Below are 16,192 nucleotides of genomic sequence, written 5' to 3'. Positions count from 1 at the left end.
GGGCGGTCCTCCCGCATCCCACGAGGCAATGCGATGGCAGACGATAGTGAAGCGGTACAGGCGCCATTGATCGAGCGGCGCTCCATTGATTTCATCCCGGAATCCGAGCGCCACGGCAAGCTGTACAGCCAGTTCACGCTCTGGATGGGCGCGAACTTGCAGATCACCGCCATCGTTACCGGTGCGTTGGCCGTAGTGCTGGGCGGCGACGTGTTCTGGTCATTGATCGGGCTGTTCATCGGGCAGGTGCTGGGTGGCGGCGTCATGGCGCTGCACGCGGCGCAGGGCCCCAAGCTGGGGTTGCCGCAGATGATCTCCAGCCGGGTGCAGTTTGGCGTCTACGGCGCGGCGATCCCGATCGTGCTGGTGTGCCTGATGTACCTGGGCTTCACGGCCACGGGCACCGTGCTGTCCGGGCAGGCGCTGGGCCAGCTGTTCGGCGTCAGCGATACCACCGGAATCTTGATTTTCGCGGCGGTGATCATCGCGGCCACCTTGTTCGGCTACCGGGTCATTCACATCATCGGGCGCATCGCGACCGTTCTTGGCATCGTCGCCTTCGTCTATCTGTTCAGCCGCGTGATGGCGGTGGGCGACGTGGGCCAGTTGCTGCAGATCCGGCATTTCAGCTGGAGCTCGTTCCTGCTGGCGGTGTCGCTGGCGGCGTCCTGGCAGATCGCCTACGGCCCTTATGTGGCGGACTACTCGCGCTATCTGCCCAGCGCCACCTCATCCACCAAGACGTTCCTGGCCGTGGGGCTGGGGTCGGTGGTGGGGGCGCAGATCGCGATGGTGCTGGGCGTGCTGGCCGCCGCCATGGCCGCGGGCCAGTTCGCGGGCCGCGAAGTGGCCTACATCGTAAGCCTGGGCGGAACGGGCACGATGGCCGCGTTGCTGTACTTCAGCATCGCCTTCGGCAAGATCACGATTTCCACGCTGAATTCCTACGGCAGCTTCATGTGCATCGCCACGATCGCCAGCGGCGTCAGGGGGCAAGTCCAGATTACGCGCCGCCAGCGGGCGGTTGCCGTGGTGTTGATCGTGGCCGCGGCCACCGCCGTGGCGCTGATCGGCCAGCATTCGTTCCTGAATGCGTTCAAGTCGTTCATCCTGTTTTTGCTGGCGTTCTTCGTGCCCTGGAGCGCGGTGAACCTGGTGGACTACTACTTCGTGAACCGCGGGCAGTATGACGTGGCCGCGCTGTCGGACCCCAACGGACGCTACGGGCGCTGGAACCTGCCCGGCATCCTGGTCTACGCCTTCGGCGTGCTGGTGCAGATGCCCTTCATCTCGACCAAGCTCTATACCGGCCCGATGGTCGAACGGCTGGGCGGCGTGGACATCTCGTGGATTATCGGCCTGATCGTCCCCAGCATCCTTTACTACCTGTTCGCGCGCCGTGATGCGCGGCCCGCCCTTCACGACCCGGCCCAAAAGCCGGCGTGACAATGAAATTGCATGATGCCGACGACCGGCACAGGAGACCTAGAATGGATTTGCATCTGAAACCCGGCCATTTGACGCTGTCGGATCTGCGGCGCGTGTACCAGCAGCCGGTGCGCGTGACGCTGGATCCCGGTGCGGGTGAAGCCATCGACGCCAGCGTGGCGACCGTCGAGCGGATCATCGCCGAAGGCCGCACCGTCTATGGCATCAACACGGGTTTCGGCCTGCTGGCGTCCACCAAGATCGCCCGCGAAGACCTCGAGGCGCTGCAAAGTTCGCTGGTGCGCTCGCACGCCGCTGGCGTGGGCCAAGCGCTGGACGACGCCATGGTCCGGCTGATCATGGTGCTGAAGATCAACAGCCTGGCCCGAGGCTACTCCGGCATCCGCCGCCATGTGATCGACAGCCTGATCGCGCTGGTGAACGCCGAGGTCTATCCGCACATTCCCCTGAAGGGCTCGGTGGGCGCCTCCGGCGACCTGGCGCCCCTGGCGCACATGTCGATGGTGCTGCTGGGCGAAAGCCGTGCCCGTTATCAGGGCGAATGGCTGCCCGCGCAAGACGCGCTGGCGCGCGCGGGCCTGGCGCCGCTGACGCTGGCGGCCAAGGAAGGCCTGGCGCTATTGAACGGCACGCAGGTGTCCACCGCGTATGCCTTGCGCGGCCTGTTCGAGGCCGAAGACATGATGGCGGCCGGCCTCGTGTGCGGCAGCCTCAGCGTGGAAGCAATGTTGGGTTCGCGTGTGCCGTTCGACGCCCGCATCCATGCCGCGCGCGGCCAGCTCGGGCAGATCGACGTGGCGGCCGTCTATCGCGCACTGCTGGACAACGACAGCGAGGTTGGCCATTCGCACGCGGATTGCGAAAAGGTGCAAGACCCTTATTCGCTGCGCTGCCAACCTCAAGTCATGGGCGCCTGCCTGACGCAGATCCGCCACGCCGCGCAGGTGCTGCAAATCGAAGCCAACGCGGTGTCGGACAACCCGCTGGTGTTCGTGGACCAGGGCGACGTAATCTCGGGCGGCAACTTCCATGCCGAACCCGTGGCGATGGTGGCCGATAACCTGGCGCTGGCCCTGGCCGAAATCGGCGCGCTGTCGGAACGGCGCATCGCGCTGATGATGGACAAGCACATGTCGCAACTGCCGCCGTTTCTGGTGGCGAAGGGCGGCGTGAACTCGGGCTTCATGATCGCCCAGGTGACGGCGGCGGCGCTGGCCAGCGACAACAAGGCGCTGGCGCATCCCGCCAGCGTGGACAGCATGCCCACGTCCGCCAACCAGGAAGACCACGTGTCCATGGCGCCCAACGCGGGCAAACGGCTTTGGGCAATGGCCGAGAACGTGCGCGACATTCTGGCGATCGAATGGCTGGGCGCTTGCCAGGGCCTGGATTTCCGGGAAGGCCTGAAGACGTCGCCGCAGCTTGAGCAGGCACGCCGCGCTTTGCGCGAACAGGTACCGCACTACGAAGAAGACCGCTTCTTCGCGCCAGACATCGCCGCCGCCAGCGGCCTGATCGCCGCGCAAGTCCTGAACGGTCTGATGCCGGCGGGCCTGCTGCCCAGCCTTTGAATCCGATGCGGCGGCCCCGATAGGGGCTGCGGTGACTTCCCGCCCGATGACAGCGCCCGCAGATGGCGCGCGCGGGCGGTCGACGGTGCTCGCCTATTACAAGTGTGTGGAGACAAGAATGCAGGCAAGAACACGGGCAACAGCGCAGGCAACAGCGCAGGCAACCGCGCAGGACCTGAAACGCGGGCTCAACGCTCGGCACATCCGCTTCATGGCCCTGGGGTCCGCCATCGGGACCGGGCTGTTCTACGGGTCGGCCAAGGCCATCCAGGAGGCCGGGCCTTCGGTGCTGCTTGCCTACCTGATCGCGGGCGCCGCCGTGTACATGGTGATGCGGGCGTTGGGCGAAATGGCGGTGCACAACCCGGTGTCGGGGTCGTTCGGGCAGTACGCCACCAGCTACCTCGGGCCTGTCGCGGGCTTTCTGACCGGATGGACCTACGCCTTCGAGATGATCATCGTCTGCCTGGCCGACATCACGGCCTTTGGGCTGTACATGGGCTTTTGGTATCCCGATGTGCCGCGCTGGATATGGGTGCTGTCCATCGTGTGCTTTATCGGCGCGATCAACCTGTGCTCGGTCAAGGTGTTTGGCGAACTGGAGTTCTGGCTGTCGCTGCTGAAAGTGGGCGCCATCATCGCCATGATCGCGGGCGGGCTGGGCATCATGCTGTTCGGCTTTGGGCTGAACGCGGACAGCGCGGCGACCGGCGTGCATAACCTGTGGGCGCACGGCGGTTTCATGCCGAACGGCGTGGGCGGACTGATCGCGTCGCTGGCGGTGGTTGTTTTCGCGTTCGGCGGCATCGAGATCATCGGCATCACCGCGGGCGAGGCCAAGGACCCGGGCCGCACGTTGCCGCGCGCCATCAACGCGGTGCCCCTGCGCATCCTGCTGTTCTACGTGCTGACGCTGTTCGTGCTGATGTCCATCTTCCCGTGGACGCAGATCGGCAGCAAGGGTAGCCCGTTCGTGCAGATCTTCGACAGCCTGGGCATCAGCTCGGCGGCCACGATCCTCAACATCGTGGTGATCTCCGCAGCCGTGTCGGCGATCAATAGCGACATCTTCGGCGCGGGCCGCATGCTGTATGGCATGGCGCAGCAGGGCCAGGCGCCGCGGGGGTTCGGCGCGGTGTCGCGTCACGGCGTGCCGTGGATGACCGTCGTCGTGATGTCGGCGGCGCTGCTGCTGGGCGTCGTGCTGAATTACCTGATTCCCGAAGGCGTGTTCGTGCTGATCGCCTCGATCGCCACCTTTGCCACGGTATGGGTCTGGCTGATGATCCTGTTGTCGCAAGTGGCGATGCGGCGCAAGATGAGCCCGGAAGCCGTCGCGGCGCTGAAGTTCCCGGTGCCGTTCTGGCCCGTGGGACCGATCGCGGCGATCGCGTTCATGCTGTTCGTGTTCGGAGTGTTGGGCTATTTCCCCCGGACGCAGGCAGCGCTGGCCGTTGGCGTGGTGTGGATCGCGCTGCTGTGCGTGGCGTACCGCATGTGGGTGCATCCCAACCATCCCTCGGGCGGCATGCCGGCGCCGGTGGCGCAGGGTTCGGATTGATGGGCGATTTTCAGGAGAAAGGGATGAGACAGGTCTGGCGCAATTGCCATGCCGCCACGATGGCGGACGGCGTCTATTCGGCGGTCGCGCAAGCCGCTATCGTGACGCTTGCCGACCGCATCGAATGGATAGGCCCCGAAACAGACCTGCCCGCCGTCGATGCCGCGCAGGTGCATGACCTGGGCGGCGCGTGGGTCACGCCCGGCTTGATCGATTGCCACACGCATCTGGTGTTCGGCGGCAACCGCAGCCTGGAGTTCGAGCAGCGCTTGCAAGGCGTGGACTACGCCACGATCGCGGCACAGGGCGGCGGTATCGCCAGCACCGTGCGCGCCACGCGCGCCGCCTCGGAAGATGCGCTGTACGTCAGCGCGCGCAAGCGGGCCTTGCACCTGCTGCGCGATGGCGTCACCACGCTAGAGGTCAAATCCGGCTACGGCCTGGATCTGCCCAACGAACGCAAGATGCTGCGGGTGGCGAGGCGGCTGGGCCAGACGCTGCCGCTGACGGTCCAGGCCACCTGCTTGGCCGCGCACGCGCTGCCGCCGGAATTTGCCGGGCGCGCCGACGACTACATCGACGAAGTGGCGCGCCGCATGCTGCCCGTGCTGGCGGCGGAAGGCCTGGTTGACGCGGTCGATGCGTTCTGCGAACACCTGGCGTTTTCGCCTGAACAGGTCGAACGTGTTTTCAAGGCCGCGGCGCATTTGAATCTGCCGGTCAAGCTGCATGCCGAGCAATTGTCGTCCTTGCATGGGGCGACGTTGGCGGCGCGCTATGGCGCCTTGTCGGCCGACCACCTGGAATACCTGACGGAAAGCGATGTGGTGGCGATGGCGGGCGCCGGCACTGTGGCCGTACTGCTGCCGGGCGCCTTCTACGCGTTGCGTGAAACGCAGTTGCCGCCGCTGGACCTGCTGCGCCGGCACGGCGTTCCCATCGCCATTTCCAGCGACCTGAACCCGGGCACGTCGCCCGTCCTGTCGTTGCGGCTGATGCTTGGCATGGCCTGCACGCTTTTTCGCATGACGCCCGAAGAGGCATTGGCGGGTGTCACCACGCATGCGGCCCGCGCCTTGGGCTTGCAGGCTACCCACGGCGTACTGGCCCCCGGCAAGACCGCGGACTTCGTGGCGTGGGACATCGCCCATCCGTCCGAACTGGCCTATTGGATCGGCGGCGATCTTCCCAAGCGCATCATCCGGCACGGCGGCGTGGTGGACATGGCGGCCCTGTACTGATCGCGCGGCATGGCCGCATTGCGCGGATCGCCCGCCATGGTCCAGCCCGGCAGCCGCTGCGGCAAATTCGGACCAACAGGCGTCCGATCCGGACCTGATGCGCCGCCGCCGTGCCGTGGGCCCGCGTGCTGTTTTACGATGTAGCGGGAAGGCGCCCGACGGCGGGCGCGCACGACGACGGCGTAGGGGCAAACGTATGCGGATCTGCATGATGGAAGGGCCGGTGGACCTGGCGCCGGAAGGCGCGACCTGGGAGGGCATCGCCGACCGTATCGGCGAACTGGCGCCTGACTTGCTGGTCACCAACGAGATGCCGTTCGGCCCCTGGCTGGCGGCGCTGCCCGCCTATGACGCCGCGCTGGCCGCCGAGTCGGTGCGTATCCACGAGGCCGGCTTGCGCGCGCTGGCGGCGCTGGAACTGCCCGCCGTCGTGTCGTCGCGCCCGGTGCCGGCCGGCGGGCGCCTGGCCAACGAGGCCTTCGCATTGCAGGGCGGGCGCTACACCCCGTTGCATCACAAGCAATTTTTCCCCGAAGAACCGGGCTTCTTCGAGGCCACGTGGTTCCAGCCCGCAATGCCGGGCTTTGAAGTCTTCGAAGTGGGCGGCATCCGCCTGGGTGTGCAACTGTGCACCGAGCTTATGTTCAACGAACGCGCGCGCCGTTACGGACGAGACGGGGCCGAACTGATCGTAGTGCCGCGCGCAAGCGGCGCCTCCGTGGGGCGCTGGTTGACGGCGGGTGCGATGGCGGCGCTGGTATCCGGCTGCTATGTGGTCAGCTCCAACCGGGCGGGCCGCGCCGCCGACGGGCAGGTATTCGGCGGCCGTGCGTTCGCTTTCCAGCCCGACGGCGAACCGTTGGCGCAGACCACCGACAGCGAGTCGATCGTGGTGGTTGACGTGGACCCGGCCCGGTCGCGGGCGCAGCAGGGACGATACCCCTGCTACGTGCGGGAGTGATTCAGGAACGGCTGCGGCAGGGGCCGCCGACGCCTTCGGCCCCTGCCCGCGCGCCGTTCAAGCGGCGATCGCCACGGCGCGCGCGTCCCGCACCCGCGCGGGCAGCTGGAACGCGCTGACCGCCTCTTGCAGCCGCTGCGCCTGGGTCTCCAACGAGGATGCCGCCGCGGCGGCTTCTTCGACCAGCGCCGCGTTCTGCTGCGTCACCTGGTCCATCTGGTTCACGGCGGTGTTCACCTGGTCGATGCCCGTGACCTGTTCGCGCGAGGCCGTCGCGATGTCGCTGACCAGCAGCGTCAGGCGTTCGATGGTGGCCAGGATCTCTTCCATGGTGCGGCCGGCGGTTTCGACCTGGGCCGACCCCGCCTGCACCGTGGCGCCAGACTCGCTAAGCAGTTGTTTGATCTCCTTGGCGGCGCCGGCGCTGCGTTGCGCCAGCGACCGGACTTCCGCCGCCACCACCGCAAAGCCCTTGCCCTCTTCGCCCGCCCGGGCCGCTTCCACCGCTGCGTTCAGCGCCAGGATATTGGTCTGGAAGGCGATGCCGTCGATGACGCTTACGATGGCCTCGATGCGGCCGGCGTCCTGCGCGATCTCGCGCATGGTGCTGACCGCTTCTTTCACGGCCTGGCCGCCGCGCTGTACCACCTCGCTGGCCGCGGCCGCCATCTGGTTGGCCTGACGGGCGTTTTCGGCGTTGCTGGTGACGGTGGACAGCAATTGCTCCATGCTGGCCGCGGTTTCTTCCAAGGACGCTGCCTGCTGCTCGGTGCGGCTGGACAAGTCCTGGTTGCCGGCGGCGATCTCGCTGGAGCCGGCGTTGATTTCGACCACGCCGTCGCGCACGGCGTGCACGGTGCGCACCAGGCTGGCCTGCATGTCCTGCAGATAGGGGATGATCTGGCCCACGCAGTTGTTGCCATACGGCGCGATGGGCGTGGTCAGGTCGCCGCCGGCGATCCGCCGGAAATGGCCTTTGATCGCATCCAGCGGTTGCCGGACGAACGTCACGACGTAGCGGTCGCCCAACGCCAGCAGCAACAGGCAGATGCCCAGCACGACCCCCATGCCGATGTAGGCCTGTTGGCGCGTGGCGGCGGCGTCTTCCCACAGCAGGGTCTCGCGTTGCTTGGCATAGGCCTCGTAGCTTTCGATGCTCTTGCCGAAAGCGCGGCTGGCCGTCACGACGGCGGTGGCTGCGTGCGCTCGGGCGCGGGCGATGTCGCCGGCCTCCAGGTGCTGGCGCTGCACGGCGATGCCGCCCGTGACAAGCGCGTTGAAACCGGCCTGCATGGATTCCAGGATGGCGGGCGGCGCGTCTTTGCGCGCCAGGTCCACGAATATCGCCTGCTGGCGCCTGGCCTCGTCCAGGGCGGTGTCGATGCTGCGGCCTTCTTCCGCCGCCTGCGCGGTCTGGCCTTCGCTGGCGTACTCCAGCTGGCGCGACAGCCGCAGCCGCGCGCGCATGATTTGATCGTTGACCCGGGACAGGGCGGAGACTTCGTGCAGGAGTTCGCTACTGGCGTTCAGCGCTTCGCCGGCACTACGCAAACCGTTGATGCTGATGGCCGACAGGCCGGTGAGCAGGGCGCTGATCATGAGCAGGGTGCACAGGATCATGCGGCGGATGGTGATGTCTTTCAAGAACTGTGTCATACGAGTCGTATCCCTGATACAGCGAGTGCTGCATCAGCAACAACGACCCGGCTTCACCGATATTTAGCGGCTGTTTCACAACTTACGAATATATCGGCTAGATGCCCGTATATATCGGAAAATAACGCAACATTGTTGCTTGTTAGCGTTTTCACGCGGCGAAACGCAAGCGGGAAAAACTGGCGATGCAGGCCAGCGCGGCGCACAAACCGCCCAGCCACAAGGCGGCGATCGCGCCGTGCGTCGTGGACACATGAAAGCAGGCGGCCACCAGCGCCGCGCCGCTGGCTTGCCCCAGCAGGCGCACGGTGCCGATCATGCCGCTGGCGCCGCCTGCCCTTGAGGCGGGCGCCGACGTCATGATGGCGCGCAGGTTGGGCGATTGAAAAAAGCCGAATCCCGCGCCGCAGATGGCCATGCGCCACGAGATGTCCCAGGCCGACGGCGCGGCGGGCATCAATGCCAGCAGCACCATCCCCAACGCCAGCAGCGCCAGGCCGACGCCGCCCAGAATGCCGGCGGGATAGTGGTCGGACAGGCGTCCGGCGATCGGGGCCATGATGGCCACCACGACCGGCCAGGGCGTGATCAGGAAACCCGTATGCACCTGGCTGTAGCCCAGCACGGACTGGAACAAGAAAGGCAGCGACACGAATGCCAGCGCCTGCGCCGCGAACGCGCACACGGCGGTAGCGGCGGACAAGGCGAACAAGGGCCGGCGCAGCAGGTCCACCGCCAGGATTGGCGCCGGGTGGCCCGCCTGCCGGCGCATCAGCAGCCACAAGCTGGCAATGGCGCCGCCCCACTCCAGCGCGATGCGCGGCCACGGCGCGCCGTGCGCCAGTTCATTCGAGCCCAGCACGAACAGGCCGAGCGTCAGCGCGCACAGCAAGGCGGCGATGCCGTCGAAGCCGTGCGGCGCGCGCGCGGTTTCGGGCAGGCCGCGCAGGGCCAGCACGGCGGCCACGATGCCGATGGGCACGTTGACCAGGAACAGCCAGTGCCAGGACCCCAACAGCAGAATGGCGGATGCCGCGGTGGGGCCGGCCGCGAACGACAGGCCGACCACCATTGCGTTCAAGCCCAGCCCGCGGCCCAGCATGTGCGACGGATAGATGAAGCGCAGCAATGCGCCGTTCACGCTCATCACGCCGGCCGCGCCCAGCCCCTGCAGGATGCGCGCCACCACCAGCACGGGCAACGATGGCGCCAGGCCACAGGCCAGCGACGACACGATGAACACCACCAGCCCCACGATGTAGACGCGCCGGTGGCCCAGGATCTCGCCCAGGGCGGCCGCGGGCAACAGCCCCGCCACCATGGCCAGCTGATAGCCGCTGATGACCCAGATCGACCCCGCGTCGCTGGCTTGCAGGTCGCGCGCGATGGTGGGCAACGCGGTATTGGCGATGGCCGTGTCCAGGCTGGCCATGCAGACCGCCAGCATGACGGCCAGCAATGCGCCCAGGCGTTCGGTGGCGGGCAGGCCGGCGCCAGCCGGATAGACGGTATTGCGGGAAAACGAGAGCATGGGGCGGGGGGCGGGCGAGGCGTCCGGGCGGAGCGTCCGGAATCAGGAGAACTGATTCTAATGCGGCATCGGGATTCAACGCTTCGTCAGCAACGGGCGCGGCCGCGCAGCATGTCTGTCAGTTCCGCATAGCAGCGCTGCACGGCGGCGCGCGCCTGCGTTTCGGGGGCGCGGGTCATCAGGCAGATGCGGCGCGTCATCTGCGGGCGTTGCACGGGCACGATGGCCAGGCCGTCCAGGCGCTGGCCTTGCGTGTACAAGCGCGAGATCAGGCCCACGCGCAGCCCGGCCCGCACCAGGCTGTAGAGCGTGTCGGTGTAGTTAAGCGTGTCGGTCGCGGCCAGGCCGGCGCCCTGCTGACGCAAGGTGGAGACGATCATCTCGTAGGTGCTGCCGCGCGACAGGACCGCCAGCGGCTCGTGCTTCAAGTCCTGCCAGGTGACCGCGCTGCGGCGCGATAGCCGGTGCGTGTCGGCCATGACCGCGACCAGCTCGTCTTCGGCAACGAAGGCGGCGGCCACGCCAGGCATCAAGCCGAAATCCAGCCCCAGGCCGATGTCGAGTTCGCCATTGTCCAGGGCGGCCATTAATTCATCGTTCAAGTGGTCGCTCAGGATCAGCACGGTCTCGGGGTGCCGCAAGCGCCACTGCGCCACGGCGGGCGCCAGCAGGTGCATGGTGGACGGAATGCAGCCGATGCGCACCGTGGCAGCCTGGGTATCCAGCAGGCGTTGCAGGTCGTCGGCGCCCTGCGTGTAGGTGTTCAGCAGCCATTCGATCTGAGCCCGCGCGGCAAGCCCCGCCGGGGTCAGGCGCACATGATGCGTGCTGCGTTCAAACAGCGCCACGCCCATCAGCGTTTCCAGTTCACGAATCGCCGAGGACAGGGCGGGCTGGCTCAGCGCCAGCGCCTGGGCGGCGCGGCTGAAGCTGGCGTGCCGAGCCACTTCTTTGAAACCGCGCAGCTGGCGTAGCGTGGGCTGGCGCGGCGGCGTGGCCGGGCGGTCCGGCTCGGGGCGCTTGGTCATAGATTTACCTGATGAATCTATAAAAATATACCATTTCAGTTATTACCCCGGGCTGCGTAGGATGACGCCGTCGCCTCCTTGCGCGCCCTGCCTTTCGCGCGCGTACCCGTCCCGTTCGCCCTCATCATGTTCAAACGCCTGCTCCTGTCCGTGTCCGCGCTGGCGGCCGCGCTTTGCCTCGCCCCTGCCGCGTGGGCCCAGACGCCTTGGCCCGGCGCGAAGCCGTTGACCCTGATCGTGCCCTTCAGCCCCGGCGGCAACGTGGACACGACGGCGCGCCTGGTGGCGCAGAAACTGTCGGAACGGCTGAACCAATCGATCATCGTGGACAACGTGGCGGGCGCGGGCGGCGTGCTGGGCGTGGCCCGCGCCACCCATGCCACGCCCGACGGCTACACGCTGGTGATGGGGTTCGACGGCCCCATCAGCGTGGCCAGGCTGATCAATTCGGCCGTGAAGTACGACGCCGAGAAGGACCTGGCGCCCGTCGCCCTGGTCACGACCGCGCCCGTGGTGCTGCTGGCGCGCCCGGGGCTGCCCGTGAACGACATGAGCGAGCTGATCGCGCTGGCGCGCGCCAAGCCGGATACGCTGACGTATGCGTCGTCGGGGGTTGGCACCGTGCTGCACCTGTCGATGGAAGTGATGCAGGACCAGGCCAAGGTGAAACTGGTCCATGTGCCCTATCGCGGCGGCGCGCAGATCACCAACGATGTGATGGGCGGCCAGGTGGACCTGGGCTTGCTCGTGACCACCAGCGCCACGCCGCTGGTGCGGCAGAACAAGCTGCGCGCGCTGGGCGTGACGTCGGCAGCGCGCGTGGCCACGCTGCCGGGCGTGCCGGCTTTCGGCGAAACGGCCCAGCTGAAAGGCTTTGAACTGAACACCTGGATGGGCGTGTTTGCGCCCACCGGCACCGACCCGCAAGTCGTGCGCCAACTGAATCAGGCCGTGAACGCCGTGCTGCAGCTGGACGACGTGAAAAAGCGCCTGGCCGAAGGCGGCGCTATCGCCGGTGAAGGTTCGCCGGAGGACTTTGCCGAGTTCCTGAAAAAGGAAAAGGCCGTGTACGCGCACATTGTGAAAAGCGCCAATATCCAGCAGGAATGACGCTGCTGACTTCCCAAGGATGTGCCACGACATGAACGATTCCGCGCTGGGGCCCGTGCTGCCTGAAATCCGGGCGATTCAACAAGAGATGGTGGCGCTGCGCCATCACATCCATGCGCATCCCGAACTGGCCTACCAGGAGGTCGCCACCGGCGATCTGGTGGCCGAGCGCCTGGAGGCCTGGGGCTACGAGGTGCATCGCGGCCTGGGCGTGACCGGGGTGGTCGGCACCTTGCGCCGGGGGCCGGGTGCGCGCCGGCTGGGCCTGCGCGCCGATATGGACGCCCTGCCCATTGACGAGACCACGGGCCTGTCTTATGCAAGCCAACACCCCGGCAAGATGCACGCCTGCGGGCATGACGGGCACACCGCCACCCTGTTGGCCGCGGCCCGGGCGCTGGCGCAGCGCGCGCAGTTCGACGGCACCGTGCACTTGATCTTCCAGCCCGCCGAAGAGGGCCACGGGGGCGCGCAGAAAATGATCGCCGACGGATTATTCGACCGCTTTCCGTGCGACGCCATCTACAGCTTCCACAACGAGCCCGGCTACCCGGCCGGCCACTTCGGCTTCCGGTCCGGCGTGATGTACAGCTCGTCCGACACCGTGGTGTTGACGGTCAGCGGCGTGGGCGGGCACGGCGCCATGCCGCACGTGGCCGTGGACCCGATCGTGGCCGCCGCCAGCATCGTCCTGGCCTTGCAGACCATCGTCTCGCGCGAGGTCGATCCCAACGACATGGCGGTCGTGACCATCGGCGCCATTCATGGCGGCGACGCGCCCAACGTGATCCCGAAGTCGGTGGAACTGCGCCTGACCGTGCGCGCCCGCCGCCCCGAAACGCGCGCCCTGCTGCGCGAACGCATCACCGCGATTGCCACGGCCCAGGCGGCGGTGCACCGCGCCACGGTCCAGGTCGACTACCGGTGGCGCTATCCGCCGGTCGTCAATGACCACGCCGCGACCCAATTCGCCGTCGCGGTCGCGCACGAGTGGCTGGGCGCCGAACGGGTGATCCCGGACCTGGCGCCCCTGCAGGCCAGCGACGACTTCGCCTTCATGCTGGAAGCCGTGCCGGGCAGCTACTTCATCGTTGGCAACGGCGAGGGAGAAGGCGGCTGCATGGTGCATAACCCCGACTACGATTTCAACGACGACATCCTGCCGGTCACGGCCAGCTATTGGGTCACGCTGGCAGAGCGCTTCCTGGCTGCCGGCTCGCCCGCGTTTTGAACCCGGCGTTCTCCGTATGACTGCTTCCCAAATGCCGCCCGCCGATCAGGCCCCGGCCTTCGACCCCACCACCGGCTACTGGCAAGAGATCGTGGCGGCCGGCGCGCTGTCCGTTCCGGCGGATCCGCCCTATTCCCGTGGCTATCCCGCGCGCTTGCCGGATGGCCGTTATCTGGTGCTGCCGCTGCGCAGCGTGCCGGGCGACCCCGACCGTTGCGTCGCGTCGCTGATCGCCAACCACGCCAGCCTGGATGTGGTCGAGACGCTAGCCGGGTTCATGGCCGACCGGGCGCGGGTGTTCGGGGCCGATGGGGTCGTGGGGCTGCCCACGCTGGGCCTGGCGTTTGCGCCGCTGGTGGCACGCGGGCTGGGCTTCACGCGCTACGTGCCGTTCGGCTATTCACGCAAGTACTGGTATGACGAAAATCTGTCCGTGCCGGTGCAGTCCCTGACCACGCCCGAGGCCGGCAAGCGCTTGTATGTCGACCCGAATCTGGCCGGCATGCTGCGGGGCCGCCGCGTGCTGGTGGTGGACGACGCCGTCAGCACGGGGCAGACGATGGCGTCCGCGCTGACGCTGCTGGCGCGTTGCGAAGCCGAGGTGGCGGGCATCGTCGTGGCCATGCGCCAGGGCACGCGTTGGCACGGGCGGCTGGTCGACCCGCAGGGCGTGCCGTTGCCCGTGGCCTGCGCGTTCGAGTCACCGCGCCTGCAGCGGGTCGCGGGGGGCTGGGCGCCCGAAACTCAGGCTTAAACGCGTTCGGGCGCCGGCCGGGGCTTGACCGGCCAGAACAGCGTTGCCGGCCGCTGCCAGATGCGCTGGCGCACGCTGGCGGACAGCGAATCGCGGTCGCCGCGGCGCAGGTTGCGCGAGCGTAGCGCCACATTGAACGCCAGCGCGAAACTCACGCCCACGTTCAGCAGCCCCGTCATGGCGGTGCCCGCCACCGCCATCCAGAACACTTGCGTGTGCACGACCTCCCATCCCAGCGTGCCCAGCGCGGTGCCGATCTGGCCCGCGCTGAGCGTCACGTGGCGAACTTCCACGTGCGGGCCGAAGAAGCTCACGATGGCCGGGCCCAGGCCCAGCATCAGGCCTAGCGACACGTTGCCCGCGATGCCCGAGATATTGCGTTGCCAGAATCCGGCCCAGCGCGCCGCGCCGCGTTCGCCGAACAGATGCCGGGCGCGCCGGTTGTAGGCCATGACGTCATGCACCCGGTGCAGCGCGAACCAGTTGTCGGCCCAGCCCGCGATCAGGCTGGACAGCCACAGCAGCACGCCGGTGGCGGCCGCATAGATGGGCGTGGCGCCCCAGATCGAAAACGACGCCAGCGTGTCGTGCGCCTTGTCGGCGCTGATCAATGGCCGGTCCAGGCCGTTCACGGCAATCCACTGCACCGCCCAGGCCAGGGGAAAGACCACGGCCAGGTTGCCCAGAATGGCGGCCGCGTTGGAACGGATCATGGACAGCGTGTCGTCCAGGAACGCGTCGCGGCCTTCGGGCGTATAGGCGTCATCCAGCCGATGGGCCAGCGCGGGGCCTGTCATGGCGGGCTGCTTGGTGGCCAGCGTGAAGTGGGCGAAGTGGATGGCGAGGAAGCCGCCGGCGTAGTTCAGCGACGCCAGCAGCCCTTCGATGAACTTGTCCAAATGCAGCGAGACGATGAAGAATTTCAGGTAGACCGTGAACACCATGATGAAGCCGCCGCCCAGCGACGCCTTTAACATCGTCAGGTACTCGGCGGCGTCGCGCGCGATGTAGTGTTCGCCGGTTTCGGCGGTGCGCTCCATGACGCGTCGCGCCAGTTGCGCGAACGACGAGGCGGCCAGGTGCCGGATGCTGCTGCGGGCCTGGGTCGAGCGGATCAGCTCGGCCGTCAGATGCACGTATTTGTGGCGCTGCGTAGGGTCCACCCACACGCTCAGCAGCAGTTCGATGCGGGCCAGCCGCAGCTTCATGCGTTCGATCTGGAACACCACTTCGACGGATACGCCGTTTTTCTCCAGTTCGTCGTAGACGCCTTGCGTGGCGGTGCGGCAACCGTCCAAGAGCGCGCGGAACATGTTCAGCCGCCGGCCGAACACATCGCGCGGGGTGTCCGGCCCGCTATCGCACAGTTCGGCCGCGGCGGCGGCCAGCGCGAAGAATGGCGTGTCCTGCACGCGGCCGGGCAGGCGCGTGCGGATGTCCTGGCTTAAACCGGTTGCGCGGACCTGGCTGACCAGCACCTGGATGCTGCTGGTCAGCGCCTGTTCAAGCCGCAGGGCGGGCGGCGCGGGGGCGGCCGGATCCTCGCGCGCGACGCCGTCGCCATGCCGGTACAGTGCGCGCATGCGGGCCAGGGTGTCGTCGTCCAGCGATTCGATCCAGCGCGCGTCGCCGGCCCGGCGGAAAATCAGCGAGAACAGGCCGAACATGTCACCGCGGTTGGGGGGTGGAGGCAGCAGCCGGGCCTGCGCGCGCTCCCAGAATTCGCCCCAGAAGCCGGGATGCGAGGCCACGCCCGTATCGCACAGGAGCGAGGTGGGGTCGTTGTCGGCCACCAGCGAACGCAGGGTGGCGGCGACGGGGGCGGCGCGGTCTGGATTGTTTTCCAGCACTTGCAGCAGGTAGCGCAGCCGCGCGTGCTGCGGGTGCCGAATGGCGTCGGGCGGCGTATCGGAGTCAGGGGCCGAAGAGGGGGAAGCCGCGGGCCGGCCGGGGCGGTCCAGCCACCGGCTCAGGTCCACCATCCACAGGTTGCGGTCGGCTAGCGGGGCATCGGGGTCGGCGCTGGACAAGATGACGTCCAGCTGCGGGCCGCCATGCCGCGAAGCCCGCCACTTGCGCCAAAGGGAGGAAAGCATGGA

The 16,192-nt window shown here is 67.6% G+C and carries 12 protein-coding genes; 8 read left to right on the top strand and 4 right to left on the bottom strand.

From position 1 onward, the window contains the following. The first annotated feature begins 33 nt into the window (after positions 1-33). From ACI0FO_RS18830 to ACI0FO_RS18810, 5 genes are all read left to right on the top strand, one after another. Positions 34-1,446 carry a purine-cytosine permease family protein gene (locus ACI0FO_RS18830; protein WP_416029042.1) on the top strand — a complete coding sequence of 471 codons (1,413 nt, stop codon included), beginning with the start codon at positions 34-36 and terminating at the stop codon, positions 1,444-1,446. 44 nt (positions 1,447-1,490) lie between these two features. Continuing rightward, a complete protein-coding gene (gene hutH / locus ACI0FO_RS18825; RefSeq protein WP_416029040.1) occupies positions 1,491-3,020 on the top strand; it encodes a histidine ammonia-lyase in 1,530 nt (509 codons plus the stop codon). Positions 3,021-3,138: 118 nt separating this feature from the next. Next, on the top strand, positions 3,139-4,581 hold the full coding sequence (locus ACI0FO_RS18820; RefSeq protein WP_416029038.1) for an amino acid permease: 1,443 nt from the start codon (positions 3,139-3,141) through the stop codon (positions 4,579-4,581). Between the two features lie 23 nt (positions 4,582-4,604). After that, positions 4,605-5,822, top strand: a complete 1,218-nt coding sequence (hutI, locus tag ACI0FO_RS18815; RefSeq protein ID WP_416029036.1) for an imidazolonepropionase — start codon at positions 4,605-4,607, stop codon at positions 5,820-5,822. Between the two features lie 208 nt (positions 5,823-6,030). Next, a complete protein-coding gene (locus ACI0FO_RS18810) occupies positions 6,031-6,783 on the top strand; it encodes a carbon-nitrogen hydrolase family protein (RefSeq protein WP_416029034.1) in 753 nt (250 codons plus the stop codon). 57 nt (positions 6,784-6,840) lie between these two features. Here ACI0FO_RS18810 and ACI0FO_RS18805 read toward each other — a convergent pair whose 3' ends face one another. The 3 genes from ACI0FO_RS18805 to ACI0FO_RS18795 all read right to left on the bottom strand — a co-directional run bounded on the left by ACI0FO_RS18805 (position 6,841) and on the right by ACI0FO_RS18795 (position 10,998). Next, positions 6,841-8,439 (bottom strand): methyl-accepting chemotaxis protein, encoded by a 1,599-nt coding sequence (locus ACI0FO_RS18805; protein ID WP_416029032.1) that lies wholly within the window; start codon positions 8,437-8,439, stop codon positions 6,841-6,843. A 151-nt stretch (positions 8,440-8,590) separates the two neighbouring features. Next, positions 8,591-9,970 (bottom strand): MFS transporter, encoded by a 1,380-nt coding sequence (locus tag ACI0FO_RS18800; RefSeq protein ID WP_416029030.1) that lies wholly within the window; start codon positions 9,968-9,970, stop codon positions 8,591-8,593. Between the two features lie 86 nt (positions 9,971-10,056). Beyond that, positions 10,057-10,998 (bottom strand): LysR family transcriptional regulator, encoded by a 942-nt coding sequence (locus tag ACI0FO_RS18795; RefSeq protein ID WP_416029028.1) that lies wholly within the window; start codon positions 10,996-10,998, stop codon positions 10,057-10,059. Between the two features lie 126 nt (positions 10,999-11,124). On the opposite strand from ACI0FO_RS18795, the gene ACI0FO_RS18790 reads away from it, so the two are divergent. Genes ACI0FO_RS18790 through ACI0FO_RS18780 form a run of 3 tightly spaced genes read left to right on the top strand, consistent with a single transcriptional unit; the run spans position 11,125 to position 14,093 of the window. Next, positions 11,125-12,108 carry a Bug family tripartite tricarboxylate transporter substrate binding protein gene (locus ACI0FO_RS18790; RefSeq protein ID WP_416029026.1) on the top strand — a complete coding sequence of 328 codons (984 nt, stop codon included), beginning with the start codon at positions 11,125-11,127 and terminating at the stop codon, positions 12,106-12,108. Between the two features lie 31 nt (positions 12,109-12,139). Further along, positions 12,140-13,339, top strand: coding sequence for a M20 aminoacylase family protein (locus ACI0FO_RS18785; protein ID WP_416029024.1), 1,200 nt, complete (start codon positions 12,140-12,142; stop codon positions 13,337-13,339). A 16-nt stretch (positions 13,340-13,355) separates the two neighbouring features. Next, entirely contained in the window at positions 13,356-14,093 is a 738-nt protein-coding gene (locus tag ACI0FO_RS18780; RefSeq protein WP_416029022.1) for a phosphoribosyltransferase, read from the top strand. Here the strand turns inward: ACI0FO_RS18780 and ACI0FO_RS18775 are convergent. Then, positions 14,090-16,189: a site-specific recombinase gene (locus ACI0FO_RS18775; protein WP_416029020.1), complete on the bottom strand. Its 2,100-nt coding sequence runs from the start codon at positions 16,187-16,189 to the stop codon at positions 14,090-14,092. The two genes, ACI0FO_RS18780 and ACI0FO_RS18775, sit on opposite strands and share 4 nt — an antisense overlap. Positions 16,190-16,192 lie beyond the last annotated feature (3 nt).

The sequence above is a fragment of the Achromobacter marplatensis genome (genome assembly GCF_049060505.1).
Lineage (GTDB): Bacteria > Pseudomonadota > Gammaproteobacteria > Burkholderiales > Burkholderiaceae_B > Achromobacter > Achromobacter marplatensis_A.
The sequence above is the reverse complement of the archived record's forward strand: the minus strand, read 5'-3'. Positions and strand labels throughout refer to the sequence as shown.